We start from the raw sequence: 26,979 nt of genomic DNA on the forward strand, positions 1-26,979 counted from the left end.
GCGTTAGGCCGCTGCACCTGGTGCCGCGGCACCCTCACTCACCTTTCGCGCAAGCGAATCGGATCGGGAGGCAGGATGGCGAAGGCAGCGAAAATTCTTGGAATCGTGCTGGCGGCCCTGACGCTGCTCCTGGTGACTGCGGCAGTGGTGGTGCAAACGCAGTGGGCACGGGAAAAGATAGAAGCCCAACTGAGCCAACGCCTGGATGGGCGCGCGGTAGAGATCGGCAGCCTCGACATCGATTGGGGCTTTCCGCTGGGGATCAGCGTTGGCGATGTCCAGATCGCCAACCCTGAATGGGCCGAACAGCCCAATATGCTCAAGCTCGAGGCCTTGCAGGCGGAGATCGATGTGGGTGCGTTGCTGACGGGCAACCTCAGCCTGCAATCACTCGAGCTCGAACAGCCTGAGATCCATCTGGCCCGGCAGGCAGATGGCCGCTCCAACTGGGCCGCGTTGACAAGCCAGGACAGCTCCAGCGACAGCACCTCGCCCATCCAGCCCGACACCATCCGCATCCAGAACGGGCAGCTGACCTATCGCGACGCAGCGCTGGATGCCGAGGTCACCCTTGATATCGCTACCACCGATAACGGCCCGGACCAGCGCCAGCTCTCCATCGAAGGCCAGGGCAGCGTGCAGGGCAAACCACTGCAACTGAGCCTGACTGGCGAGCCGCCTTCCCAGGCCTTGGCCAGCGGCGCGCCCTATGCGGTGACGCTCGACGCAAGGCTGGGCGAGATCCAGGCGCATTTCGACGGTGAAGCCAGGCAACTGCCGCAGCTCGACGCGCTGCAGGGAAGGCTGAAGGTGAGCGCGCCGGACTCGGCCGAACTCATGGCCTTCGATAATCCGGCTATCGACGTGCCGGCATTCGATTTCAGCACCCAGTTGAAGCGTGACGGGCAGCGCCTGGCGTTGCAGGACATGGCTCTGGAGACCGGCGACAGTCATCTCACCGGCTCGTTGATCCTGGAGCGCGGCGAGACGCCGGAGCTGACCCTGCACATGCAGGGCAACCGGCTCGACCTCAATCGCTGGGGCGTGATGCGCCTGCTCAATACCGAGCAGGACAGCACGCAGGCGCAGGCAAGCGGCGACAAGCAGTCGCTGCAGCAGCGTGCCCAGGGCCTGTTGCAACCTTTGCGTCGCTATCGCGGCGAGGTCGACCTCAGCCTCGATCAGCTCCTGTATGGCGATGCTGCGCTGAGCGACATCCTGATCAAGGGCAGCCTGGCCCAGCAGCGCTTGCAGATCGAGCAACTGCACGCCGAGCAAGGCGACGGGTCCATCAGCGCCAACGGAGCCCTAGACCTGACAAAGGACTCGCTGAGCGGAACGGTCGATCTCTCCGTCGAGGAGTTGGACCTGGGCCGTGCGCTTGCACCGATGGGCTATCCGGCGCTGGGCACGCTGGACGGTGAGTTGCATGCGCAGCTGGGGCAGAACTCAGCCCGCCTGAGCGACACGCACCTGAGCTATGCAAGCCCGGCACGGGACCTGCGGATCGAAGTGGACGCCACCTCCAGCGACTCCGGCCTGCAGTTGACGGGCCAGGCCTGGCGCAACGAGGTGCCGCTGCAGTTCGAGCTGGATGTCGGTGCGCTGGAAGCCTTGTTCGACAACCAACCCTATCCCGTCGAAGGCAAGGTGACGTCGCGCGACAGCCACCTGAGCGTAGATGGCACGGTCACCGATCCGCTGCAGTTGAAGGCGGCGGATCTGGCGGTTTCGCTCGAGGGCCCGAACCCGGCCAACCTCAACCCGCTCACCGGCCTGAGCCTGCCCTCGCTGGCCGGCTACCAAGTGCGCGGCCAGCTGCTCTGGGAAGATCAGCAGCTGCGGCTGCAGGATCTGCGTGCGCAGTGGGGCAAGAGCGACCTGAGCGGCGACGTTCGCCTCGACCTCAGCGGTCGCCCCATGCTCTGGGCCAATCTGCACTCGGACACCCTGAATACCGCCGACCTCAAGGCGCCTGGCACGCCGACCGACCCCAATGACGGCCAGGTCTTCTCCGACGAATCCCTCGGTCTCGATGCGCTGCGCAACCGCAATGCGATCATCCGCTACGAGGCGGAACAGGTGCTGGCGGAGGACATCCCCCTGAATGCGGTGGATCTCAAGGTCGAACTGGACGACGGCGTGCTGCTGGCCGAACCGCTGCAACTGGCCCTCGGCAAGGGGCGCGCCAACGGCCGGCTACGCCTCGATGTACGCCCGGCGCAACCCACCGGGGAACTGCATCTGACGGTGGAGAGCGTCAACCTGTCTCCGCTACTGCGCCAGGCCGATCTGCCGCAGGTCGCACAGGACTCGGCCGGCACCATAGGCGGCCAGCTGGACCTGACCTTCGAGGGTCAATCCATGGGCGAAATCGCCGCGGCACTGGACGGCAAGCTCGAACTTGCCATGTCCGGAGGGAAGCTCGACATGCTGGCGGTGGAGGTGCTTGGCCTGGATGCAGGCGAAGCGGCCGTAGCCGCGCTGGCGGATTCGGACCAGGTGCCCATGAACTGCTCCTATCTACGCTTCGATGCCACCCAGGGCACGGCCCGGCTGGAGCAGCTGTTCATCAGTACCCGCGACAGCAACATCACCGGCGGCGGAAAGATCAACCTCGCCAACGAGCGCCTGGACCTGGCAATGAAGGCGCATGCCAAGGACATCAGCCTGCTGTCGGGCAATTCACCGGTGCAATTGCAAGGCACCCTGAGTGACCCGCAGGTCAGCGTGGTGACCACTGAACTGGTAGCCCGAGCCGTGGCCAGCGTTGTCGGTGCCCTGATTGCACCGCCCCTGGCCATCCTGCCTTGGGTCGAAGCAGGGCTGGGCGAGGGCTCCGGGGTGGGCTGCCGCAAGGCACTCGGCGAATTCGAGCAGGACAGCTGAAATCGAGCCGCAACCCGGCGGCTCGATCAGCGCTGGCCGGCCATGATGCGCGCCACGGTGCCATCCGCCTGGAGATGTTCGAAGGCCGCCTGGGTGCGCAGCACGGTTTCGTCATCGGTCAGCCTGCTGTAGGCCATGTACAGCCGCGTCGAATGATCAGGGGTAAAGACCCGCTCGACCTCCCCGGCGTCCAGGCCGACCTCGTTGCACAGCGCAATCATGTCCCGCTCGGGCATGGGGACGAGATCAACCTGCCCGTTGAGCAGTCGCTTGAAATTGTCGCTGTTGTGCGCCGTCACCACCACTTTGGTAAAGCCGTTGGCCTGCAGGAATTGATGGCGGACATCTTCGCGCACAACGCCAATCCGATAGGCTTTCGCGGCTTCCAGGTCAGGCACCCGTATATCGTCACGCCCGCGCAGCTTGTAGAAGTGGTACTCGATACGCATGATCTCGCCGACCCAGCGAAACAGCGCCTCGCGGTCGGAGGTACGTGCGATGAGGTAAACCAGTACGCCCGGTTCCTGAAGTGCCATGTCATAGGCGCGGGCCCAGGGATACAGGCCTATCTGATAGTCATGGAGTCCTGCGCGCTGCAGCGTTGCCTCGACCACCTCAGTCGCCGGGCCGCTGACCTTGCCCTCCTTCAGATAGCTGTAGGCCGTCTCTTCGGTTACCACTCGCAACGATGCGGCTTCCGCCGTCGAATAGAGCAGGCCCAGTGACAGGGCAATCCAGGCGATCGGATGCATCGTGCGGTTCCTCGCAAGCGGTCAGTTGGAAATGCAGTTACGGCCTTGTGACTTGGCCCGATACAGGGCCTCGTCCGCACGGCGCAGGAGCTGGTCGAATTGATCCATGCTGTCGCGGTCGAACCCGGCCACGCCGATGCTAAGCGTCACCAGGGGCGAGACCGCCGAGGCCTCATGAGGGATCTCCCGCTCCGCCAGTCGCTGCTGAAGGCGAACGGCCGAACGCTGGGCAGACTCGGCATCGACGCCGGGCAGGAGCACGACGAATTCCTCACCGCCAAGACGCGCCACCACCTCACCGGCACGTGCGAACACGGTGTTGAGCGTGTCGGCGACTATGCGCAGACACTGGTCGCCCTGGGCATGGCCGTAGTGGTCGTTGTAGCGTTTGAAGAAGTCCACATCACACATCAGTACCGCCAGGGGCTGGCCGAGCCGCATCGCGCGGCGGAATTCGACCTCCTTGATCTCATCGAAGTGGCGACGATTTGCCAGCCCCGTGAGCGGATCGCTGCGGGACAGTTGCTCGAGCAACACGTTGGCGGCGCGCAGCTCGGCGGTGCGCTCCTCGACCAGCTCGGCCAGGTGATCCCGATGCGCGGCCAGGACCAGTTCGTCCTGATGCTGGCGCTCGAGATAGACCGAAAGCTTCGCCTGCAGGCCGTTGACGCCGGACTCCAGCAGGCTCAATTCATCGTGCCGTCCCACCGAACGCTCCAGGCGCAGGGTCTGATCGAGATTCTCAGGGCTCAAGCGGGTCAGGTGACGGGCGATCCGGCGTACGTGCAGGGTCACGGTGCGGTTGAACATCCACATGATCAGGCCGGCCAGCAACAGCGACTGGATGACCTGGGTGATGACGATGTCGGTCACCTCGTCGACCAGCCGCTCCCAGAGCAGGTCTTCGTTGCCCTCGAGCGTCAGCTCGCCCACGGTTTCGGTAGCCCCAGGATAGGGCTCGTATGTCAGGGGATGCTGCAGGGTTGGGGCGCGGTGCGGAACTCGCTGCGGCGTCCGCTCGCGCGCGATGATTTCCGGCTCGCGGCCGGCACGGCGGATCTGCAGTTCGACACGACCGATGGGAGCCGCTGCGGAAACGCTGTCGAGCTGGGTCTGCAGGGCATCGCTGTCCATCTCCCAGATCGCCTTGGCCAGGTTGCTCTGAAACACCTGGTCAATCAGCACCAGCTCCGCGCGCATCGCCGCAAGGCTAGTCTGCCAGGCCGACCAGGTTCTGACCCCTGCCGTCATCAGTGTGAACACCAGGCAAAAGCCGAGCGTGACCAATACCAAACGACGCCCGAGCGATCCGGTCTGCCGCGGCGCAACCGCTGCGGGCCCGGGGATGCGGGTGTTCATTGCAGCCATCGGGCGGCGATGGCGTCATAACGACCATCGGCACGCACCCGCGCGAGCCCCTGGCGGAAGCGCTCGACCACCTCATCTGACGTGTTGCGGCTGAACGCCATGCACAAGCCGTCGGCACCACCAAGGTCGTCCAGGTTCAGCTGGGCCACGGCGGTTTCATCCGGATTTCCGCTGGCCTGTCTCACCAGATAGTGAGCGTTCAACTCGTTGGAAATCCACAGATCCACTCGCCCGGCCTTGAGCTTCTCGTAGTTGTGCTCGTACTTGTTGCTCGACTGCAGGTTGCGGCCGATGGTGAACCCCTTGCTGATCAGATACTGCTCGCCAACATCTTCCTTCACCGTGGCGATCTGATACTGACGGGCGTCGTCCAGGCTTTTCAGGTCGAAATGCGTGCCCGGCAGCGAGAACAGGAACCAACGCGTCGGGGCGATTACGCCCACCCACTTGAACAGCGCCTCGCGTTGCGGCGTGCGAGCGATGGAATAGATCAGCACGTTTTCCGAATTCAGCGCGATGTCATAGGCCCGCGCCCAGGGCATCGATTGGATCCGCACCGTCTCGCCCACTTCGGCCAGCACCGCTTCCACGACCTCAGTACCCATGCCGGTCAGCTTGCCGTCGACGGTCATGTTGTAGGGAGGCAGTTCCTCGGTAACGACCGTGATGCCTTCGGCAGCGGCCGCCCAGCTGCCGGCCAGCCACGCCATCGGCAGCAGAACAGACATCAGAAGACGGAACGAGGATCGGTTCATCAGGTGACCTCAGGGGGCGGACAGCAGCCGTGCGGCATCCAAGACAAGGCTGGCCATCACGCCACCACAGCAGGAAGAGCACTCACTCGCTCCTGTTTCGGCCTCGAAAGCGAAGACTTGAACTGCCAGCGACCAGCAACACGAAACACCGACGGACGGGACACCCATGGACCGCCATTGGGGTGCCGGACGGCGAGCAAGGAGCCCGTAGTCTGATGCAGGTTTGCCGGCGAGGTCACTGAGGCCGGGCTGCCTCGTCGTGACAAGCCGCGACTCAGGGCACCCTGCCCTATCTACACCCGCGCGCGCACCTGCCGCGGGCTGATGCCGAACTGCCGCTTGAAGGCCGTGGCGAAGTTGGCCGCACTGTTGTAACCGGCTCGCCAGGCCGCCTCGGTGACGCTCGCGCCTTCACGCTCCAGCGCTTCACACGCGGCCTGCAGGCGGCGCGCCCGCTGGTACTCGAAAATCGTGGTGCCTTTGAACAGGCGGAACTGGCGCTGCAAGGTGGTGGCGTTGACGCCGAGCTCCCGGGCGATGCGCTCCAGCGTCCAGTCATCGGCTTCGCCGCTGTCGAGCATGGCGACCAGCTTCTGCAGCCGCCGATGCTCCTGTGGCCGCAGGCCCTGCTGCGCGGCCGCGGTGCCGTCGCCCAGGCTGACCAGCGCCTCACAGGCGATGTCCAGGGCGCGGCTCTCCAGGTACAGCCCCTCGAGCAGTGCGTCATAGCCGGGCGGGTTGAGCATCTGCTCGGCCAGGGTCAGCAGCCGCGCCGACGGCTTCCATACCCGCGGAGCCAGGTGGCTGCTCATGAAGCGGCGAATCGCCCCGTCGCTGGCGCTCCCCTCACCCCGGGCCTGGAACCAGTCTGGCGTCAGGCTGACCACCAGCTTGCGGATATGGCTGCCGCGCCGTGCCTGGCGGCGAAACAACACCGGCTCGTTCATCGCCACCGCCACCCCCTCGGGCGCATGGCGCCTCGAGGCGTGCCCGAGGGTCAGGGCGAGGTCACCGTAGTCGACCCGGCTCTGGCCCTGCAGGAACAGGACGAACGACAGGCGCGGCCCGACGGTGTTTTCCATGACGAAATCCTGTAGCTCCTGGCAATCGGACCAGTGCAGCGACAAGCCGTCGCGCAGCTGCGCCCATTTCACCCGGCCATAGAAGAGCCGGTCGTCGTCGCCGTCGGACAGGCGCAGCCCGGTCCGGCTGGGGGCTGGCAGTTCGTCGCCGCGGATGATGTGGTCGGGTTGGTTCATGCCGTGCTGCGCCTCGAACGCGATGGATCGCAAAGCAAATATTCGCTCACGCAAAGGTTTCGCCGAGCGGACGCTGGCAGACTACGCGCCGACATCTTTTGATGCAAATCATTATCATTAAGCGGCTCGAACGTTTGCCAACCCCGTTCATGCCCGCCATCGACAGGAGCCGTCCATGGACAGAATTCTCCGCACCTCAGGCCTCGGCCGTCGCGCCCGGCCGCTGCTGCTCGCCGGCCTGCTCGCCCCCTTCCCGCTGAGCGCGCTGGCGCAGAGCGTGGCGAATCCGAGCGAACCGGTCGAGCTGGACAGCATCACCGTCGAAGGCAACCGCCTCTACGACATGCCGTCATCCGAAGAGACCGGCGGCTACACGGTCGACGCCGCCACCGTCGGCACCAAGACGCCCGCCGAGCTGCGCGACATCCCGCAGTCGATCAGCGTTTACACCAGCGAGTACATCCGCGACCGCCAGTTCGTGAACCTGGACGACCTGGCCAAGTACTCCACCGGCCTGCGCACGCTCTCCAACGACAGCGGCCGCTCCTCGATCTATGCGCGCGGCTACGAGTACGACGAATTCAACATCGACGGCCTGCCCGCGCCCATGGCCAGCATCAACGGCACCGTGCCTTCGCTGTCGCCGTTCGACCGGGTCGAGGTCATGCGTGGCCCGTCCGGCCTGTTCAACAGCACCAGCGAACTGGGCGGCATCGTCAACATGGTGCGCAAGCGCCCGACCGAAGAATTCCAGGGCAGCGTCACCGGCCGCTACGGCAGCTGGGACACCAGCTACCTGGAGACCGACCTCTCCGGCCCGCTGGACGAACAGGGCCGCATCCGGGGTCGCACGGTCATCTCGCGCGCCGACAGCAACGGCGAAGTGGACTACAACGAAAACACCAGCGAGAGCTTCTACGGCGCGCTGGACATCGACCTGTCCGACGCCACCGTGATGTCCTTCGGGCTGATCCACCAGACCAAGGACATCGTCCCGCACAACGGCTACCCCACCGATGCCGCGGGCAACCTGCTCAGCTACAGCCGCTCGACCTTCTACGGCTCGGACTGGAACGACTTCAACGGCCGCACCACCGACGTCATCGCCGAGCTCAGCCACCGCTTCGACAATGGAGGCTACGGCCGTGTCGCCGTGCGCGGCTCCAAGCGCGACACCGACTACCTCTACAGCTACACCAGCACCGGCGTGAGCGCGACGGGCACCTCGCGCGCCGTGGCCATCGGCCGCGAAACCGAGCAGGACACTCTCTCGGTCGACGCCAACTACAGCCAGCCCTTCGAACTGCTCGGGCAGGTCAGCGAGTTCGTCGTCGGCACGGACTACAAGCACTACGACGGCAACTACCTCAACGGCAGCCAGGTGCTGGGCAACATCTATGTCGCCACCTACGACCCGAGCCAGTTCGCCGAACCGGACCTGGCCTACAGCACCCGCGTCGATTCCGACGAGAAGGAGACCGGTTTCTACGCCAAGCTGACCTTCCGCCCGGTCGAGCGCCTGGCACTGATCGGCGGCGCACGGCTGAGCTGGTACGAGGGCGAAAGCACCACCACCACCCTGGCGACCGGCAGCGTCGCGGGCGGGCGCTCCGAAGACAACGGCCACGTCACGCCCTACGGCGGACTGGTTTATGACCTGGACGAGCAGCACTCGCTCTATGCCAGCTATTCGCAGGTGTTCAAGCCGCAAACCGAAGTCGGCGCCGATGGGCGCGTCATCGATCCGCGCGAGGGCGAGCAGTACGAGATCGGTATCAAGGGCAGCTACTATGGCGGAGACCTGAACGCGCGCCTGACCGCCTTCCAGCTGACCGACGAGAACCGCGCCACCGACGCCGACGGCCAGTCCGCCACCATCGACTACGTCGCCGCCGGCAAGACGCGCATCCGCGGCGGCGAGTTCGAGGTCAGCGGTTACCTGACCCCGCAGTGGGAAGTGCTGGCCGGTTACACCTACATGAAGACCGAGACGCTGTCCGGCGACGAAAACGCCATCTTCACCCTGATGCCGCGCCACCAGGCCTCGCTGTGGACCACCTACACCCTCGATGGAGGCGCACTGCGCGGCCTGGGCATCGGCGGTGGCGTCACGGCCATGAGCGACTTCTCGGTCACTCGCAACAACGTCACCCTGAGCGCACCCGGCTATGCGGTGGTCGATGCCAAGCTGTCCTATCCGATCACCGACAAGCTGACCGCGACGTTCGACGCCAACAACCTGCTGGACCGCAAGTACTATTCGCGGGTCGGCAGCGTCGGCACCTTCAACTTCTACGGCCCGTCGCGCAGCTTCACCGTCGGAGCTCGATACGCGTTCTGATCCAACCCGAGCCGCTGGTACTCGCAACGGGTGCCAGCGGCTTCGCCATGGAGTATCACCATGCCCCAGTTTCATGCCCAGGTGCCCACGCCGCGCGCGCTGCGCAACATGACACGATTGTGCAAACACTTCGCCCACAAGGCCGACGTCACGCTGACCGGGGCGGACGCGCACTGCAGCTTCGCCTTTGGCCAGTGCCACATGCATGCCGCCGATGATCAGCTCCTGATCGATTGCCAGGCCGAATCCGACGAGGCGGAAAAGCGCCTGCGCTTCGTCCTCGCCGACCACATCCATCGGTTCTCCGGCGAAGAAGCGTTGCAGGTCGACTGGCAGGAGGGGCCGCTGCCAGCGCGCCCGGCAGACGCATGAGATCGCTGCTCGTTAGCCTGCTGGCCGGTCTCGGCCTCGCCGCCGATGCCGTGGCCAACGACGCCTGGCAGCCGGTCCAGCTGCCGCACACGGTGCAGCATGAGACCCACTCGCAGAGCACCGGGCGCGACTATCGCCTTTATGTCGCCGAGCCGAGCCAGGCACCGCCACCGGGTGGCTATCCGGTGCTCTACGTGCTCGACGGCAATGCCTTGTTCCCTGGTCTGGCGATCCAGGCGCAAGCCCTCGAAGACCGTCCCGAACCGAGCCTGCGCGATTCGGTGCTGGTGGTTGGCATTGGCTACCCGGGCGAAGCGCTCTACCAGTTCAAGGCACGCGCCGAGGACTACACCCCCGACGCGGAGGACCGGCAACGCCCGCCTGGCCGCGAGCCGCCACCCTCCGGTGGCGCGGATGACTTCCTCGCCTTCATCGAAACCGAACTCAAACCGCTGATCGCCAGGCGCTACCCGGTCAACGCCCAGGCGCAGACGCTATTCGGCCATTCCTACGGCGGTCTGTTCACGCTCCATACGCTGCTCAGCCGGCCCCAGGCATTCCAGGGCTATGTCGCGGCCAGCCCCTCGATCTGGTGGTACAAGGGTTACATCGAACGCACGCTGGCCGGCTTCGAACGGCAGGCCGCCGATCTGGACCTCGGCGCGCAATTGCTGGTCACCGCCGGCAGTGCCGAAGAGCCCGCGCCAGACGACCCCCTGACCGACCCGCGCCAGCGTCACATGGCCGAGCGACGCATGGTCGGCAACGCACGCGACCTGGCCAGGCGCCTGGACGCGATCGCGGGCCTGGACGTGCGCTTTGTGCTCAACCCCGACGCGAACCACGGCACCAACAGCTTCCATAGCGCGATCGAGGCGTTGGAGCTGGCCGCCCGCATCGGCCGCTCCGCACGCCCCGAGCGGGGCGACTGATGGGCCCGGACGAGAACCGGCCAGTCAGCCATTCCAGGCCTCGCGACGGCGGGCGGCGGTGGTAGAGTCGGCGCTGCCTAACTGATCACTGGAGAAACCATGCGCCCACTGTTCAACGCCCTGTTGCTGGCCCTGCCGCTTGCGCTCTCGTCACTGGCCTCCGCCGCCGACTCGCCCGCCGGGCGCTGGCAGACCATCGATGACGAAACCGGCAAGCCCAAGTCCATCGTCGAGATCCAGCAGGCTGCCGACGGCACCCTGAGCGGCAAGGTGGCTGAAATCCTCCAGTCGGACCATGGCCCGAATCCGCTGTGCACCGAGTGCGAAGGCGAGCGCAAGGACCAGCCCATCACCGGCATGACCATCCTCTGGGACCTCAAGCCGGACGGCGAGCAGGTCTGGAGCAACGGCACCATCCTCGACCCGGCCAAGGGCAAGACCTACCGCGCCAAGGCGACCCTGCTCGACGGCGGCGACAAGCTGGAAGTGCGCGGCTACATCGGCATCGAAGCCCTCGGCCGCAGCCAGACCTGGATCCGCCAGTAGGCGTCGCCATATACCACCGCAAGGGCCTCGTATGTGTAGAAGACGGGCCCACCGCACGGCGCCGCCGCGTCAGGGTCGAAGCGGCATGGCCTCGACCTCTTTCCAGCGAATCACCCGCTTTTGCCGCTTGCCTCACGTGGCGCTGTTGCTTGTCATCAGCCCGCTGGCGGCTGCAGCCGTGGAGCTGGATACCGTACTCGACCAGGCTGAACGGCTCGAACAGCTGGAAACCCTGATCGTTGCCCGCCACGGTGAGGTGCTTGCCGAGCGCAGCTATCGGGGTCACCGCACGAAAGCGCCAACCAACATCAAGTCGGCATCCAAGACGGTGATCTCCGCGCTGGTAGGCATAGCCATCGACAAGGGCATCCTCGAGGGCGTCGATCAGCCGATCGCCGCGCTGCTGAAAGCCGACCTGCCGCGCAACCCTGACCCGCGCCTGAATGAGGTGACGGTCGGCCATCTGCTCAGCATGCAGGCCGGCCTCGGCGCAACCTCCGGGCGCCACTACGGCGCCTGGGTGGCGAGTCGCAACTGGGTCCGCGCGGCACTGGCACGGCCGTTCGAGGCAGAGCCCGGCGGGCCGATGATCTACTCCACCGGCTCCAGCCACCTGCTCTCGGCGATTCTCACACGGCAGACGGGGCAATCAACCTTGCAGCTGGCACGGCAATGGCTGGCGCCACTCGACGGCTTTGCCATCAGCGCCTGGACGCGTGACCCGCAGGGCATCTACCTCGGCGGTAACGAGATGGCGATGACGCCGCGCTCGCTGCTGGCATTCGGCGAACTCTACCGCCGCGGCGGCCTGACCGCCTCGGGCGAGCGGCTGCTGTCGCAGGACTGGATCGAAGCCTCATGGACGCCGCGCACGCGATCCCGCTACACGGGTCACGGCTATGGCTACGGCTGGTTCATCACCGAACTGGGCGGGGAGGCCGTGCGCTACGGCTGGGGCTATGGCGGGCAGATGGTCTACGTGGTGCCAGGGCTCGAGATGACAGTGGTGATGACCTCGGACACCCGACCGTCCGGCGGCGCCTCCGGCCATCGCGATGCGCTGCATCGGGTGCTTGGTGAGATTGTCGAAGCGGCTCGGGACAGCGCGCCGAAATCGGCAGACTGAAACCTTCAGCCTTGCGCCAGCTGTTGCAGGGCGGCGCGATCCAGGCAGCGGTAGCGAAACGACGGACGGCCGATCTGGCCGTAGTGGAAGGACTCTTCCAGCAGTTGCGCGTCGCTCAGGTGCTTGAGGTATTTGCGCACAGACACGCGGGACATACCGGTGGCGGTCAACAGGGTCTCGCTGGTGAAGCTGTCGTCACCCAGCGCCAGGATCGCCTGCACCACCTGGGCCAGTGACGCCGCCGTCAGGCCTTTGGGAAGTGCGCCAGGGCGGCGCGTTTCCGCGGCAGGCGGCTGGCTGAACAGGCGATCAATATCCCTCTGGCCAAGTTGATCCGGTAACCGCGCCAACTCGGCACGAGCGCGGCGGCAGGCCTCGACTGCATCGCGAAAGCGTTCGTAGCTGAAGGGTTTGACCAGGTAGTCGCGCGCGCCGAGTCGCTGAGCTGCACGCACGGTCTCGATTTCGGAAGCTGCGGTGATCAGCACGGCGTCGATGTTACGGTCTTCAGTGCGCAGGTAACGCAGCACCTCCAGCCCCGAGCGGTTGCGCAGGTAGACGTCGAGCAGCAGCAGGTCCACCGCCTCGCGCTCCAGCAACTCGAGCGCCGCCGGCACGCTTTCGCACTGACCGACCAGCTCGACGCCGTCGAGACGGGCGAGGTAATCCACATTGAGCCGCATGACCATCGGGTCGTCCTCGACGATCAGCACACGCATGGTGGTTTTCATGAACCCTTCCCTTCTGCGGCGGTTCGATAGGGCAGTTCGACCTCGAACAGGCTGCCGCGACCCGCTTCCGAGTAGACAGACAGGGTTCCGCCCCAGGCCTCGACCTGTTCCTGGACCGCGGCCAGCCCGATGCCACGCCGCTCACCCTTGGTGGATACGCCTCGCTCGAACAGGCGCTCCCGCACGGCAGCCTCGATACCGGCGCCGGTGTCCTGCACATGCAGGGAGAGCATCGTTTCATCGTAATCCAGCGTCAGGCTGACGCGCCGTTCAGTCTGGTCGGCGACAGCTTCAAAGGCGTTTTCCAGCAGATTGCCGAGAACGGTCACCAACCCGTGTATCTGTTCAGGTGCCGCGGCCGGCACCGGATGGTCGACATCCACCTGGAACAGGATGCCTCGCTCCCGCGCTTCGCTCTGTTTTCCAAGCAGAAAGCCCGCCAATACCGGATCGCCTATCCCCTCGACAAGGGTCGTAGCGGGCGCCAGCTGATGGTCGGCCAGATCGCGAAGATACGCCCGCAGCGCGTCCAGATCGCCCATCTGAGCCAGACCAAGCAAGACGTGCAGCTTGTTCTTGAACTCGTGGGTCGCAGCGCGCAGCGCTTCGGCATAGCGACTCACGCCGGTCAGTTGTTCGGCCAACGCGTTGACCTCGCTCTTGTCACGGAAGGTCGCTATGGCGCCGATTACCCGGCCCTGGTGACGAATCGGCGCACGGTTGACGAGGATCGCCCGGCCGTTGAGGCTGAATTCGCGGTCCAGTTGCTCCATGACGCTGTTCAGCACCTCGGGTAAGCCGCTGTTGGGCAGGTATTCGGCGATCGGCCGCCCCAGCGGCGGCTTGCCCAGCCCGGTACTGGCGAGCAGCCGTTCCGCGGCCGGATTGACCAGCGTGATGCGAGCCTGACCGTCCACCGCCAGCACCCCTTCGCGCACCGAGGCGAGCATTGCCTGCCGCTCTTCCACCAGACGTGTGATCTCGTAGGGCTCCAGGCCCAGCAGTACGCGTTTGATGTAGCGCGCCAGCAGATGCGCGCCAAAGGCGGCGAAGAGCATGAGCGCCAGCACGCCGAGCAGCACATCGCGGCGGCGCTCATTCAACAGCTCACCGAGCGAGGCCAGGGTGACACCAACCGACACCGCGCCCACCACTTCGCCCTGCTCGGCCAGCACCGGGGCGAAGCCCCGAATACTGGTGCCCAGGCTTCCCGTTGCACGGGAGGCATAGATCGCACCGGCCAGTGCCCGGCCTTCGTCCCCCCCGCGGAATGCCTGACCGATGCGCGCCGGCTCGGGATGAGTCAGGCGTAAGGCGTGGCGGTCCATTACCACGATGAAGTTCACCCCCAGGCGTTGCCGTAAGCCGTCGATATCGGTCTGCAAGCGGCGCCTTATCTCAGGGTCTGCGTGAGTCAGCGCACGCTGCACATCGGCGCGCAACGCCACGCTCTGCGCCAGGTTGGTCACGCGCGATGCCTGACCTTCTTCAAGGGTTTCCTGTAGCTGAATATTGAACAGCCAGAGGGCAAGCACGAGCGCAAGCGCCACCATGACGGCGACCAGCAGGGAAATCAGCGTGTTCAGGCGCAAGCGCAAATGTGTTCTCCAATAACGACGCGGCAGAGGCCGGATCGAGCCAGCCCAGAGGGCGCTGGGTCAAGCACGGCTCCGCTTTATTTAGTTTCGTAATGCTTTTTTAACTTCGCCAAACATTGGCCGTGCGGCATCTCTGCTTAAGCTCGCCCGGCAACCGAGTCTAGTGCGCACACTCGCCTGAATTGAGCGCTTTCGCAAACAGTCACCCGTACGTGCGCCCCCGGGCCGCCACGTTCGAAGGAGTACAACAATGAGCCGGACCACGCTGAGCGCTGCCATGCCTGACGGCAGCCCGAGCCCTTCGCTGCTTTCCCAGCGCATTTTCAATCTGCCGTTGCCGCTGTTCGCCATTGCGTTGATCGTGATGGCCGGCGCCGTCGCCACCGACACCCTGCCCAGCGGCATGATCGGCGCCCTGCTGGTGATGATGCTGCTTGGCGAGCTACTTGGTTTCGCCGGTGACCGCCTGCCCATCATCAAGACCTACCTGGGCGGCGGCGCCATCCTGGCGCTGTTCGGTGCCGCGGCGATGGTGTATTTCGGCTGGTTGCCCGCTGCGGTTGCGGTCGACGTGGCGACCTTCATGAAAGGCGGCGGCTTCCTCGACTTCTACATCGCCGCGTTGATCACCGGCAGCATCCTCGGCATGGATGCCAAGGTGCTGGTCAAGGTCGGCTCGCGCTATGCGCTGCCGCTGCTCTGCTCGGTGCTGTTCGCCGCGCTCTTCGCCATGGCCGTGGGCGCGCTGCTCGGATTCTCTGCACAGGACGCCGTGGTGGTCATCGCCATGCCGATCATGGGCGGCGGCATGGGCGCCGGGGCGGTGCCGATGAGCCAGATCTACGAGCAGCTGCTCGGCCAGCCGGCGAGCTACTACATCTCGATTCTGGTGCCGGCGCTGGCACTGGGTAATGTCTTCGCGATCATCATCGCCGGCCTGCTCAATGGCCTCGGCAACCGCTACCCGTCGCTGACCGGCAACGGCCAGATGATGCCCGGCGTGGATGTCAGCGAGAAGGAAAGCCCGATCACCCTTTCCGCCCTCGGCATCGGCCTGGTGGCAGCGCTGAGCTTCTTCGTCGCTGGCCAGATACTTGGCGAGTTCGTGCCGCTGCATCCCTATGCGCTGATGATCGTGCTGGTGGCGCTGCTGAAGGTGACCAACCTGGTGCCCGAGTCGATCAATGACGCCGCGGCGCAGTGGTTCCGCTTCGTCGCGCGCAACTGGACCTTCGCCCTGCTGTTCGGCATCGGCGTGGCCTTCACCGACCTCGGCCAGGTGATCGACGCCATCTCGCTGACCTACGTGCTGATCGTCTTCGCGGTGGTTGCCGGTGCGGCGTTCGGCGCCGGGCTGGTGGGCAAGCTGGTGGGCTTCTATCCGATCGAATCGGCCATCACCGCCGGGCTGTGCATGGCCAACATGGGCGGCACCGGCGACGTCGCGGTGCTCTCCGCCGCCCGGCGCATGTCGCTGATGCCCTTCGCGCAGATCTCCTCGCGCCTGGGCGGGGCGCTGATCCTGCTGATCTCCAGCGTCGTGGTACCGGTGTTCTTTACCTGAGCCCTGCGTATCCGAACGCAAAAGCCCCGGCCTATGCAGCCGGGGCTTTTCTGTTTCTGCCTCGCGATCCCGTCAGAAGCGGTACTTGGCAGACGCCGTCACGCTGCGCGGGGCACCGTAGGTCAACGCACCGTAGGCTTCGAACATGTCGAAGTATTCCTTGTCCGTCAGGGTGACGACGCTCAACTGCGCGGTGATGTTCTCCGTGACCTCGTAGCGCGCCATCAGGTTAAGCAGCGCATAGGCCTCCTGCTCGATCTTCCCCACACTGCCGGCCGGGTTGGTCGCGTAGGCGTAGGTCCTGTCCTGCCAGTTCACTCCCGCCACCGATGGTCAGCTTGTTGAAGGCGCCTGGCAGCCGGTAGGTGATGAAAGTGCGCAGCAGATTGGTCGGGTAGCAGGTATGGTCGTCATCGCCTACGGCATCCCGAATCTCGAACTTGATGTAGCCCGCCACGACGCTCCAGCCTTCAGCGACTTCACCCGATAACCTCCAGTTCGAAGCCCTTGCTGGCGGCCCTTCGCTGGCCTCGTAGGCACACTCGCGCAGGGTATTCGGGATGACCACGCCCGTGCTCTGGCCGAAGCCGTCCTGCTTGATCTTGAAGATCGCCGCGGAGGCATTCAGTCGGCCATCGAAGAACTCGGCTTTGAGCCCGGTTTCGTAGCTTTCGCCCACAATCGGGTCGAGTTGCTGCCCGTTGATGTCGCGCTCCGATTGCGGCAGGAATATCTCGGTGTAGCTGGCATAGGCGGACAGCTTGTCGGTCAGGTCGTAGACGATGCCGCCATAGGGCGTCAGCTCATGCTTCACGTCGATGTAGACGGCGTCGAGTAGATGTCTTCGCTGGTCTTTTCATAGCTGCTGTCGCGGGCCCCGATGATCACCTTGAGCGCATCGGTCACGTTCAATCGCGTCATGCCATAGTGCCCCTTTTGCGTCACCTCGCCATAGCCGTACTCGGTCAGGGCGCCCCATGCCAATGAACCGTTTCATGCCCCAAAGACAAACCCCCGACCGTCTTACGACGATCGGGGGTTTGGTGTACAAGCTTGACGATGACCTACTCTCACATGGGGAAGCCCCACACTACCATCAGCGATGCGTCGTTTCACTTCTGAGTTCGGGATGGGATCAGGTGGTTCCAACGCTCTATGGTCGTCAAGCAATTCGGTTGGGGAGTCGGTGTTGAATCGCTTCCCCTAATTGGGTATGTGATGGTGTATCGGTGTTGCTTTCGCTTTGCGAGCGATGCGTCTTTTCGGTTTGTTTGTCGACTTCAACCGTCTGACACGCAAACATCAAATTGTTTGGGTGTTATATGGTCAAGCCTCACGGGCAATTAGTATTGGTTAGCTCAACGCCTCACAGCGCTTACACACCCAACCTATCAACGTCGTAGTCTTCGACGGCCCTTCAGGGAGCTCAAGGCTCCAGTGAGATCTCATCTTGAGGCAAGTTTCCCGCTTAGATGCTTTCAGCGGTTATCTCTTCCGAACATAGCTACCCGGCAATGCCACTGGCGTGACAACCGGAACACCAGAGGTTCGTCCACTCCGGTCCTCTCGTACTAGGAGCAGCCCCTCTCAAATCTCAAACGTCCACGGCAGATAGGGACCGAACTGTCTCACGACGTTCTAAACCCAGCTCGCGTACCACTTTAAATGGCGAACAGCCATACCCTTGGGACCGGCTTCAGCCCCAGGATGTGATGAGCCGACATCGAGGTGCCAAACACCGCCGTCGATATGAACTCTTGGGCGGTATCAGCCTGTTATCCCCGGAGTACCTTTTATCCGTTGAGCGATGGCCCTTCCATACAGAACCACCGGATCACTAAGACCTACTTTCGTACCTGCTCGACGTGTCTGTCTCGCAGTCAAGCGCGCTTTTGCCTTTATACTCTACGACCGATTTCCGACCGGTCTGAGCGCACCTTCGTACTCCTCCGTTACTCTTTAGGAGGAGACCGCCCCAGTCAAACTACCCACCATACACTGTCCTCGATCCGGATAACGGACCAGAGTTAGAACCTCAAAGTTGCCAGGGTGGTATTTCAAGGATGGCTCCACGCGAACTGGCGTCCACGCTTCAAAGCCTCCCACCTATCCTACACAAGCAAATTCAAAGTCCAGTGCAAAGCTATAGTAAAGGTTCACGGGGTCTTTCCGTCTAGCCGCGGATACACTGCATCTTCACAGCGATTTCAATTTCACTGAGTCTCGGGTGGAGACAGCGCCGCCATCGTTACGCCATTCGTGCAGGTCGGAACTTACCCGACAAGGAATTTCGCTACCTTAGGACCGTTATAGTTACGGCCGCCGTTTACCGGGGCTTCGATCAAGAGCTTCGCTTGCGCTAACCCCATCAATTAACCTTCCGGCACCGGGCAGGCGTCACACCCTATACGTCCACTTTCGTGTTTGCAGAGTGCTGTGTTTTTAATAAACAGTCGCAGCGGCCTGGTATCTTCGACCGGCATGAGCTTACGGGGTAAACCCTTCACCCTCACCGGCGCACCTTCTCCCGAAGTTACGGTGCCATTTTGCCTAGTTCCTTCACCCGAGTTCTCTCAAGCGCCTTGGTATTCTCTACCCAACCACCTGTGTCGGTTTGGGGTACGGTTCCTAGTTACCTGAAGCTTAGAGGCTTTTCCTGGAAGCATGGCATCAACCACTTCTCCTTCTAAAAGAAGGATCGTCATCAGTTCTCGGCATTAAGATCCCGGATTTACCTAAGACCTCTGCCTACCACCTTAAACTTGGACAACCAACGCCAAGCTGGCCTAGCCTTCTCCGTCCCCCCATCGCAGTAACTAGAAGTACGGGAATATTAACCCGTTTCCCATCGACTACGCTCTTCAGCCTCGCCTTAGGGACCGACTCACCCTGCGTCGATTAACGTTGCGCAGGAACCCTTGGTCTTTCGGCGTGCGAGTTTTTCACTCGCATTGTCGTTACTCATGTCAGCATTCGCACTTCTGATACCTCCAGCAAGCTTCTCAACTCACCTTCACAGGCTTACAGAACGCTCCTCTACCGCTCATCTTACGATGAACCCGTAGCTTCGGTACCTGGTTTGAGCCCCGTTACATCTTCCGCGCAGGCCGACTCGACTAGTGAGCTATTACGCTTTCTTTAAAGGGTGGCTGCTTCTAAGCCAACCTCCTAGCTGTCTAAGCCTTCCCACATCGTTTCCCACTTAACCAGGATTTTGGGACCTTAGCTGACGGTCTGGGTTGTTTCCCTTTTCACGACGGACGTTAGCACCCGCCGTGTGTCTCCCGTGCTGACACTTGCTGGTATTCGGAGTTTGCATCGGTTTGGTAAGTCGGGATGACCCCCTAGCCGAAACAGTGCTCTACCCCCAGCAGTGATACACGAGGCGCTACCTAAATAGCTTTCGAGGAGAACCAGCTATCTCCGAGCTTGATTAGCCTTTCACTCCGATCCACAGGTCATCCGCTAACTTTTCAACGGTAGTCGGTTCGGTCCTCCAGTTAGTGTTACCCAACCTTCAACCTGCCCATGGATAGATCGCCCGGTTTCGGGTCTATTCCCAGCGACTAGACGCCCTATTAAGACTCGCTTTCGCTACGCCTCCCCTATTCGGTTAAGCTCGCCACTGAAAATAAGTCGCTGACCCATTATACAAAAGGTACGCAGTCACCTAACAAAGTAGGCTCCCACTGCTTGTACGCATACGGTTTCAGGATCTATTTCACTCCCCTCTCCGGGGTTCTTTTCGCCTTTCCCTCACGGTACTGGTTCACTATCGGTCAGTCAGTAGTATTTAGCCTTGGAGGATGGTCCCCCCATATTCAGACAAAGTTTCTCGTGCTCCGTCCTACTCGATTTCACTTCTAAGACCTTTTCGCGTACAGGGCTATCACCCACTATGGCCGCACTTTCCAGAGCGTTCCGCTAAAATCAAAGAAGCTTAAGGGCTAGTCCCCGTTCGCTCGCCACTACTAAGGGAATCTCGGTTGATTTCTTTTCCTCAGGGTACTTAGATGTTTCAGTTCCCCTGGTTCGCCTCACACACCTATGTATTCAGTGTGTGATAACCATCTTATGATGGCTGGGTTCCCCCATTCAGACATCTCCGGATCACAGTCTGTTTGCCGACTCCCCGAAGCTTTTCGCAGGCTACCACGTCTTTCATCGCCTCTGACTGCCAAGGCATCCACCGTATGCGCTTCTTCACTTGACCATATAACCCCAAGCAATCTGGTTACTGTCTAATAACGTGAAGACGACATTCGCCGAAAATCCGCATTTTGCTCTCTCGAGCATCTCGCAAATTTTACCTTGACTTGAATAATTACCAGTGAGAGCAATTACCCAAATCTACTTCTATCACATACCCAAATTTTTAAAGAACAGTTACTGGCGCAAAGACCAGAAATCAATACACTCCAGAGGAATCTATTCATTTCTGTGCTTTCAGCGATATCGAGTTAATGGTGGAGCCAAGCGGGATCGAACCGCTGACCTCCTGCGTGCAAAGCAGGCGCTCTCCCAGCTGAGCTATGGCCCCATCTACAGATCGGCCACATCCCATGACAATTGGTGGGTCTGGGCAGATTCGAACTGCCGACCTCACCCTTATCAGGGGTGCGCTCTAACCAACTGAGCTACAGACCCAATCGTCTCTCTCGGGTCGAAACCCAATCGCTTTTCGCTAGTGAATCAAGCAATTCGTGTGGGAACTTATGAAGAAGCTGAAGTCTTCGATTAAGGAGGTGATCCAGCCGCAGGTTCCCCTACGGCTACCTTGTTACGACTTCACCCCAGTCATGAATCACTCCGTGGTAACCGTCCCCCCGAAGGTTAGACTAGCTACTTCTGGAGCAACCCACTCCCATGGTGTGACGGGCGGTGTGTACAAGGCCCGGGAACGTATTCACCGTGACATTCTGATTCACGATTACTAGCGATTCCGACTTCACGCAGTCGAGTTGCAGACTGCGATCCGGACTACGATCGGTTTTATGGGATTAGCTCCACCTCGCGGCTTGGCAACCCTTTGTACCGACCATTGTAGCACGTGTGTAGCCCAGGCCGTAAGGGCCATGATGACTTGACGTCATCCCCACCTTCCTCCGGTTTGTCACCGGCAGTCTCCTTAGAGTGCCCACCATAACGTGCTGGTAACTAAGGACAAGGGTTGCGCTCGTTACGGGACTTAACCCAACATCTCACGACACGAGCTGACGACAGCCATGCAGCACCTGTGTCAGAGTTCCCGAAGGCACCCATCCATCTCTGGAAAGTTCTCTGCATGTCAAGGCCTGGTAAGGTTCTTCGCGTTGCTTCGAATTAAACCACATGCTCCACCGCTTGTGCGGGCCCCCGTCAATTCATTTGAGTTTTAACCTTGCGGCCGTACTCCCCAGGCGGTCGACTTAATGCGTTAGCTGCGCCACCAAGATCTCAAGGATCCCAACGGCTAGTCGACATCGTTTACGGCGTGGACTACCAGGGTATCTAATCCTGTTTGCTCCCCACGCTTTCGCACCTCAGTGTCAGTATTAGCCCAGGTGGTCGCCTTCGCCACTGGTGTTCCTTCCTATATCTACGCATTTCACCGCTACACAGGAAATTCCACCACCCTCTGCCATACTCTAGCTTGCCAGTTTTGGATGCAGTTCCCAGGTTGAGCCCGGGGCTTTCACATCCAACTTAACAAACCACCTACGCGCGCTTTACGCCCAGTAATTCCGATTAACGCTTGCACCCTTCGTATTACCGCGGCTGCTGGCACGAAGTTAGCCGGTGCTTATTCTGTCGGTAACGTCAAAACAGCAAGGTATTAACTTACTGCCCTTCCTCCCAACTTAAAGTGCTTTACAATCCGAAGACCTTCTTCACACACGCGGCATGGCTGGATCAGGCTTTCGCCCATTGTCCAATATTCCCCACTGCTGCCTCCCGTAGGAGTCTGGACCGTGTCTCAGTTCCAGTGTGACTGATCATCCTCTCAGACCAGTTACGGATCGTCGCCTTGGTGAGCCATTACCTCACCAACTAGCTAATCCGACCTAGGCTCATCTGATAGCGCAAGGCCCGAAGGTCCCCTGCTTTCTCCCGTAGGACGTATGCGGTATTAGCGTTCCTTTCGAAACGTTGTCCCCCACTACCAGGCAGATTCCTAGGCATTACTCACCCGTCCGCCGCTGAATCAGAGAGCAAGCTCTCTTCATCCGCTCGACTTGCATGTGTTAGGCCTGCCGCCAGCGTTCAATCTGAGCCATGATCAAACTCTTCAGTTCAATACTGCTTGGGTTTTGAGAAAACCCTAAACTTGGCTCAGCAATCGCAAATCTCTTCCCCTAAAAGAAGAGCACTCAATGATTTCTCGCTGAGTATTTGTGATGCTGATAATCTTGCTGACTATCAGTCTTACCTCACAAGCACCCACACGAATTGCTTGATTCAGTTGTTAAAGAGCGTTTCGATCAAGTCTTTCGTCTCAACCGAGGCCGCGCATTCTACAGCAGCCTTGTGTCTCGTCAAGCTGTTTTTGAAGAAGTTTTTCTTTCTTCTCAACCGCTTGCGCTTCCGATCAACCTAGCGTCTCTCGTCAGCGGGAGGCGAATCATACAGCGTCTAAACTCGCTGTCAACCACCTCTTTCAACCGCCTCCGATCAACCTGACCAGAGCCACCAACAGGACTCAACCACTACCCTGCCAGCCCGGCGCATTCTACTCGAATTTGCCATCCGTGCAAGCCTTTGTTTCTGCTAACTTCTTGATTTACAAGAGGTTTCGCCTAAGGCCTGCGCCGGAGAAGGTGCGCATTATAGGTGGCGTAGTTCAGGAGTCAACCGAAATTTTCCCAAGCCGCCTCAGCATCTAATTTTCGATGCCGGGCCGGAGCGAGGCCACGACCATACCGCCCGCCCCGCAATTCAACCGCAACAGGCGTGAAGAAGTTAACCACGCCACACAATGGGAACGTAGCCAGCCGCAGAAATGGTCTGGTGGCCCCAGATGAAAACCACTTCACAGTCATAGCCAGGCCGACAACCTAGGATGCCGGCCCGACAAGCATGCAGCACATAGCATGCAACTGAATGCGCATCGAAGCGCGAGTGCCGTCCCGCATGGCGGCACCAACACTTGGGTCATGGAATGACGTTTTCTACCAAGCTATCCGCCCGCCTGTCTGCGGTAGCGAGTACTCCTATTTCAGCCGCCGGTTTCGCAGGCGAGGACACCCGATACAGCGTTGCCTATGAAAGCCTAGAGCAGGAGCTTGCAAAAGCTACCTCGCTATACGCATCGGGATCAGTGGACTGGAACACCATTAACCAGGGTGCTGAGTCGCTGCTGACCAACGAGTCCAAGGACATTCGCATTGCCGCATGGCTCACCTGGGGCCTGTATCAGCGGGACTCGTTCCTAGGCCTTCATGCCGGCCTGGTCATGATTGGCCTTCTCTGCCGTGAGCATTGGCAGGACATTCACCCTCGTAAAGATCGGACTCGCGCGGCTGCGATCAACTGGCTGGTGCCCCGTTTGGAGCAGGTGCTGGCCGATCACGTGCCTATGGCGGAGCAGCTGGCGCTGTTCGAACACATCGCAACCGAGCTTCGTAGCCTTGAAGCGATCCTGTCAGCGCATCTGGGGAGCCAGGCGCCGCTGCTGCTACCGCTGTGCCGGCGTCTCGAAGAGATGGTCAAGCGAGCAGGAACCGCACACCCACAAGCCGGCCCCGTCGGCGCCGCGATCGCCCAAGTCAAACAGGCCGCTGTCCAGGCCTTTACCGCCACATCTCCAGTCGAGCATGAAAAGGATGCTCACAAGAGCCTCCGCGCCCTGCAGGACCAGTCTCGCCCGCTTTGCAGCTGGTGGCTGAAGCAGAACGCTACCGACCTCAAAGCCCTTCGGCTTGCACGGACCTTGCTGTGGCTGCCCATTGAGAGCCTGCCCGAGCGCAACGCCGAAAACGTCACTGCACTCCGCGGTTTGCCCGCAGACAAGCTGGCAACCTATATAGAGCGTTTCGCTCAGGGTGTGTATGCGGACCTGATAGCGGACCTGGAGACGAGCATTGCGCGCGCGCCTTTCTGGCTCGATGGCCAACGCATCGCCTGGGAGTGCCTGCAACAACTCGACGCCGAACAGGCGATGCGTGAAGTGGAGATCCAGCTCGCGCTGTTCTTGCTGCGCGTGCCTGGGCTCGACGAGTTGCGCTTTCATGACGGAACCCCCTTCGCTGATGCCGAAACACGCGCATGGATCGCCGCCCGCGTCATGCCGCATGTTCAGCCAGAAAAAGCGGCGAACGAGCCGATGATCAGCGCGCATGGGTCAACACCGACCTGGGAACAGGCATTGGCGGACGTGCTTCCAGAGCTGCGCAAAGATGGGCTCAAGCGCGCCGTGCAACAACTCAAGCAAGGGCTGAATCATGCGAAAGGCGGGCGCGAACGCTTCCATTGGCAACTGACGCTGGCTCGACTGTGTTTGCACGCCAAGAAATACGATCTCGCCAAGACTCAACTCGAATCACTGGACCTGACGCTGACCGCCACTGGGCTCGGCGACTGGGAACCCGCTCTCGCCCTCGAAGTGCTGCGCCTCTTGCATCACTGCTGCGAAGTGTTGCCGCAAAACCATGCGGTGCGTGAAAGCAAGGACGAGATCTACCGCAGGCTGTGCCACCTCGACCTCGAGGTGGTGCTCGATTAGGCCCCCGGGCCACCCATTCAAGGAGAACACCCATGGCCAAAGAAGGCTCGGTAGCCCCCAAGGAACGCATTAACGTCACCTTCAAGCCCGCCACCGGCGGCGCCCAGGAAGAAATCGAACTGCCGCTGAAACTCATGGTGCTCGGCGATTTCACCCAGCGCGCCGACGATCGCAAGATCGAAGACCGCAAGCCGATCGCCATCGACAAGAACAGTTTCGACGAAGTACTGGCCAAGCAGGAGCTAAGCCTGACCTTCGCCGTGCCGAACCGCCTGCAGGACGAGGCCACGGACGAAGAACTGGCGGTGCAACTGAACGTCGGTTCGATGAAGGACTTCAATCCTGCCAACCTCGTCGAGCAAGTGCCCGAACTGAAGAAGCTGATGGAGCTGCGCGACGCCTTGGTTGCATTGAAGGGCCCGCTGGGCAACGCCCCAGCTTTCCGCAAGGCCATCGAAAGCGTGCTGGCCGACGGCGACTCGCGCGAGCGCGTGCTCGGCGAGCTGGGCCTGGCCGCGAAACAACACCTGGACGCCTGATCACCTGGACAAGGAACGCCAATACCATGAGCACTAGCGCTGCAGCCGTCGACAGCGGCACCCAACTGGCCGACCTCGGCATTCTCGATCGCATCATCGCCGAGACCAAACTGACCCCTGACGACGAGGCCTATGACATCGCCAAACGCGGCGTCTCGGCCTTCATTGAAGAACTGCTCAAGCCACAGAACGAACACGAGCCGGTGAAGAAGGCATTGGTCGACCGCATGATCGCGGAGATCGACGCCAAGCTCAGCCGGCAGATGGACGAGATACTCCACCACCCGCAGTTCCAGGCGCTGGAATCCTCCTGGCGCGGCCTGAAGCTGCTGGTCGACCGCACCAACTTCCGCGAGAACATCAAGCTCGAAATCCTCAACGCGTCCAAGCAAGACCTGCTTGATGACTTCGAGGACAGCCCGGAAGTGGTCCAGTCCGGCCTGTACAAGCACATCTATACCGCCGAGTACGGCCAGTTCGGCGGCCAGCCGGTCGGTGCGCTGATCGCCAACTATTTCTTCGACCCGAGCGCCCCGGACATCAAGACCCTGCAGTACGTATCCAGCGTCGCCAGCATGTCCCACGCCCCCTTCATCGCGGCCGCCGGCCCGAAATTCTTTGGCCTGGAGAGCTTCACCGGTCTGCCGGACCTCAAGGATCTGAAGGATCACTTCGAAGGCCCGCAGTTCGCCAAATGGCAAAGCTTCCGCGAGCAGGAAGATGCCCGTTACGTCGGCCTGACCGTGCCGCGCTTCCTCCTGCGCAACCCCTACGACCCTGAAGACAACCCGGTCAAATCCTTCGTCTACAAGGAAAACGTCGCCAACAGCCACGAGCACTACCTGTGGGGCAACACCGCCTACACCTTCGCCAGCCGCCTGACCGACAGCTTCGCCAAGTTCCGCTGGTGCCCGAACATTATCGGCCCGCAGAGTGGTGGCGCGGTCGAAGATCTGCCGCTGCACCACTTCGAAAGCATGGGCGAGATCGAAACCAAGATCCCGACCGAAGTCCTTGTCTCCGACCGTCGCGAATACGAGCTGGCCGAAGAAGGCTTCATCGCACTGACCATGCGCAAGGGCAGCGACAATGCCGCCTTCTTCTCCGCCAACTCCGCGCAAAAGCCGAAGTTCTTCGGCAACAGTGAGGAAGGCAAGAACGCTGAGCTGAACTACAAGCTCGGCACCCAATTGCCCTATCTGTTCATCGTCAACCGCCTGGCGCACTACTTGAAGGTGCTGCAGCGCGAGCAGATCGGCGCCTGGAAGGAGCGCACCGACCTCGAGCTGGAACTGAACAAGTGGATCCGCCAGTTCGTCGCCGACCAGGAAAACCCCAGCGCCGAAGTACGCAGCCGCCGTCCGCTGCGGGCCGCACAGGTCATCGTCAGCGATGTGGAAGGCGAGCCGGGCTGGTACCGCGTCAGCCTGAACGTGCGCCCCCACTTCAAGTACATGGGCGCCGACTTCACCCTGTCGCTGGTCGGCAAGCTGGACAAGGAGTAAG

Annotated in this window: 19 protein-coding genes, 2 tRNA genes and 3 rRNA genes; 10 read left to right on the top strand and 14 right to left on the bottom strand. The window is 61.7% G+C overall.

Going from position 1 to position 26,979, the window contains the following annotated elements; all coding sequences use genetic code 11:
* Positions 1-75: 75 nt before the first annotated feature.
* Positions 76-2,889 (top strand): AsmA family protein, encoded by a 2,814-nt coding sequence (locus AC4LFW_RS16730; protein WP_491820502.1) that lies wholly within the window; start codon positions 76-78, stop codon positions 2,887-2,889.
* A gap of 26 nt (positions 2,890-2,915) precedes the next feature.
* On the opposite strand, the gene AC4LFW_RS16735 is transcribed toward AC4LFW_RS16730, so the two are convergent.
* From AC4LFW_RS16735 to AC4LFW_RS16750, 4 genes are all read right to left on the bottom strand, one after another.
* Entirely contained in the window at positions 2,916-3,641 is a 726-nt protein-coding gene (locus tag AC4LFW_RS16735; protein WP_491820504.1) for a substrate-binding periplasmic protein, read from the bottom strand.
* A gap of 21 nt (positions 3,642-3,662) precedes the next feature.
* The gene (locus AC4LFW_RS16740) at positions 3,663-5,009 is read right to left on the bottom strand and encodes a GGDEF domain-containing protein (RefSeq protein ID WP_491820505.1); all 1,347 of its coding nucleotides are present in this window, start codon (positions 5,007-5,009) and stop codon (positions 3,663-3,665) included.
* A complete protein-coding gene (locus AC4LFW_RS16745) occupies positions 4,997-5,764 on the bottom strand; it encodes a substrate-binding periplasmic protein (protein ID WP_491820507.1) in 768 nt (255 codons plus the stop codon). The genes AC4LFW_RS16740 and AC4LFW_RS16745 overlap by 13 nt, the downstream gene beginning before the upstream one ends.
* A 293-nt stretch (positions 5,765-6,057) precedes the next feature.
* Positions 6,058-7,023: a helix-turn-helix transcriptional regulator gene (locus AC4LFW_RS16750; RefSeq protein WP_491820509.1), complete on the bottom strand. Its 966-nt coding sequence runs from the start codon at positions 7,021-7,023 to the stop codon at positions 6,058-6,060.
* A gap of 175 nt (positions 7,024-7,198) precedes the next feature.
* Between AC4LFW_RS16750 and AC4LFW_RS16755 the strand changes: the two genes are divergently transcribed.
* The 5 genes from AC4LFW_RS16755 (at position 7,199) to AC4LFW_RS16775 (ending at position 12,340) form a co-directional block, all read left to right on the top strand.
* Positions 7,199-9,364, top strand: a complete 2,166-nt coding sequence (locus AC4LFW_RS16755) for a TonB-dependent siderophore receptor (RefSeq protein ID WP_491820510.1) — start codon at positions 7,199-7,201, stop codon at positions 9,362-9,364.
* 60 nt (positions 9,365-9,424) lie between these two features.
* The gene (locus AC4LFW_RS16760; protein WP_491820511.1) at positions 9,425-9,736 is read left to right on the top strand and encodes a DUF2218 domain-containing protein; all 312 of its coding nucleotides are present in this window, start codon (positions 9,425-9,427) and stop codon (positions 9,734-9,736) included.
* A complete protein-coding gene (locus tag AC4LFW_RS16765) occupies positions 9,733-10,668 on the top strand; it encodes an alpha/beta hydrolase (protein WP_491820512.1) in 936 nt (311 codons plus the stop codon). Before AC4LFW_RS16760 ends, AC4LFW_RS16765 begins: the two co-directional genes overlap by 4 nt.
* Positions 10,669-10,767: 99 nt before the next feature.
* Positions 10,768-11,214: a DUF2147 domain-containing protein gene (locus AC4LFW_RS16770; protein ID WP_423707114.1), complete on the top strand. Its 447-nt coding sequence runs from the start codon at positions 10,768-10,770 to the stop codon at positions 11,212-11,214.
* A gap of 85 nt (positions 11,215-11,299) precedes the next feature.
* On the top strand, positions 11,300-12,340 hold the full coding sequence (locus tag AC4LFW_RS16775; RefSeq protein ID WP_491820514.1) for a serine hydrolase domain-containing protein: 1,041 nt from the start codon (positions 11,300-11,302) through the stop codon (positions 12,338-12,340).
* Positions 12,341-12,345: 5 nt separating this feature from the next.
* Here AC4LFW_RS16775 and AC4LFW_RS16780 read toward each other — a convergent pair whose 3' ends face one another.
* A complete protein-coding gene (locus AC4LFW_RS16780) occupies positions 12,346-13,071 on the bottom strand; it encodes a response regulator (protein ID WP_491820515.1) in 726 nt (241 codons plus the stop codon).
* Positions 13,068-14,669: a DcuS/MalK family sensor histidine kinase gene (dcuS, locus tag AC4LFW_RS16785; RefSeq protein ID WP_491820516.1), complete on the bottom strand. Its 1,602-nt coding sequence runs from the start codon at positions 14,667-14,669 to the stop codon at positions 13,068-13,070. Before dcuS ends, AC4LFW_RS16780 begins: the two co-directional genes overlap by 4 nt.
* A gap of 250 nt (positions 14,670-14,919) precedes the next feature.
* Here dcuS and AC4LFW_RS16790 point away from each other — a divergent pair, with 250 nt between their 5' ends.
* A complete protein-coding gene (locus AC4LFW_RS16790; protein WP_491820517.1) occupies positions 14,920-16,233 on the top strand; it encodes a 2-hydroxycarboxylate transporter family protein in 1,314 nt (437 codons plus the stop codon).
* Between the two features lie 72 nt (positions 16,234-16,305).
* On the opposite strand, the gene AC4LFW_RS16795 is transcribed toward AC4LFW_RS16790, so the two are convergent.
* The 8 genes from AC4LFW_RS16795 to AC4LFW_RS16830 form a co-directional block, all read right to left on the bottom strand.
* A complete protein-coding gene (locus AC4LFW_RS16795) occupies positions 16,306-16,500 on the bottom strand; it encodes a hypothetical protein (RefSeq protein WP_491820519.1) in 195 nt (64 codons plus the stop codon).
* Positions 16,463-17,047 carry a TonB-dependent receptor domain-containing protein gene (locus tag AC4LFW_RS16800; RefSeq protein ID WP_491820520.1) on the bottom strand — a complete coding sequence of 195 codons (585 nt, stop codon included), beginning with the start codon at positions 17,045-17,047 and terminating at the stop codon, positions 16,463-16,465. Before AC4LFW_RS16800 ends, AC4LFW_RS16795 begins: the two co-directional genes overlap by 38 nt.
* Positions 17,044-17,217 (bottom strand): hypothetical protein, encoded by a 174-nt coding sequence (locus AC4LFW_RS16805; RefSeq protein ID WP_491820521.1) that lies wholly within the window; start codon positions 17,215-17,217, stop codon positions 17,044-17,046. Before AC4LFW_RS16805 ends, AC4LFW_RS16800 begins: the two co-directional genes overlap by 4 nt.
* Positions 17,218-17,284: 67 nt before the next feature.
* A 5S ribosomal RNA gene (rrf, locus tag AC4LFW_RS16810) occupies positions 17,285-17,400 on the bottom strand.
* 155 nt (positions 17,401-17,555) lie between these two features.
* Positions 17,556-20,446: ribosomal RNA gene (locus tag AC4LFW_RS16815) — 23S ribosomal RNA — on the bottom strand.
* A 251-nt stretch (positions 20,447-20,697) separates the two neighbouring features.
* A tRNA-Ala gene (locus AC4LFW_RS16820) sits at positions 20,698-20,773 on the bottom strand.
* A gap of 30 nt (positions 20,774-20,803) precedes the next feature.
* Positions 20,804-20,880: transfer RNA gene (locus tag AC4LFW_RS16825), tRNA-Ile, on the bottom strand.
* Positions 20,881-20,971: 91 nt separating this feature from the next.
* Positions 20,972-22,508, bottom strand: a 16S ribosomal RNA gene (locus tag AC4LFW_RS16830).
* The 16S, 23S and 5S rRNA genes sit together here with 2 tRNA genes alongside, the layout of an rRNA operon.
* Positions 22,509-23,371: 863 nt before the next feature.
* Here AC4LFW_RS16830 and tssA point away from each other — a divergent pair.
* Genes tssA through tssC form a run of 3 tightly spaced genes read left to right on the top strand, consistent with a single transcriptional unit; the run spans position 23,372 to position 26,978 of the window.
* Complete coding sequence (tssA, locus tag AC4LFW_RS16835; protein ID WP_491820522.1) at positions 23,372-24,934, top strand: type VI secretion system protein TssA; 1,563 nt, start codon at positions 23,372-23,374, stop codon at positions 24,932-24,934.
* Between the two features lie 32 nt (positions 24,935-24,966).
* Positions 24,967-25,473: a type VI secretion system contractile sheath small subunit gene (gene tssB, locus AC4LFW_RS16840; protein ID WP_243607689.1), complete on the top strand. Its 507-nt coding sequence runs from the start codon at positions 24,967-24,969 to the stop codon at positions 25,471-25,473.
* A gap of 26 nt (positions 25,474-25,499) precedes the next feature.
* On the top strand, positions 25,500-26,978 hold the full coding sequence (gene tssC, locus AC4LFW_RS16845; protein WP_491820523.1) for a type VI secretion system contractile sheath large subunit: 1,479 nt from the start codon (positions 25,500-25,502) through the stop codon (positions 26,976-26,978).
* Position 26,979: the final 1 nt, after the last annotated feature.

Source organism: Stutzerimonas sp. C6.4V (assembly GCF_058536345.1).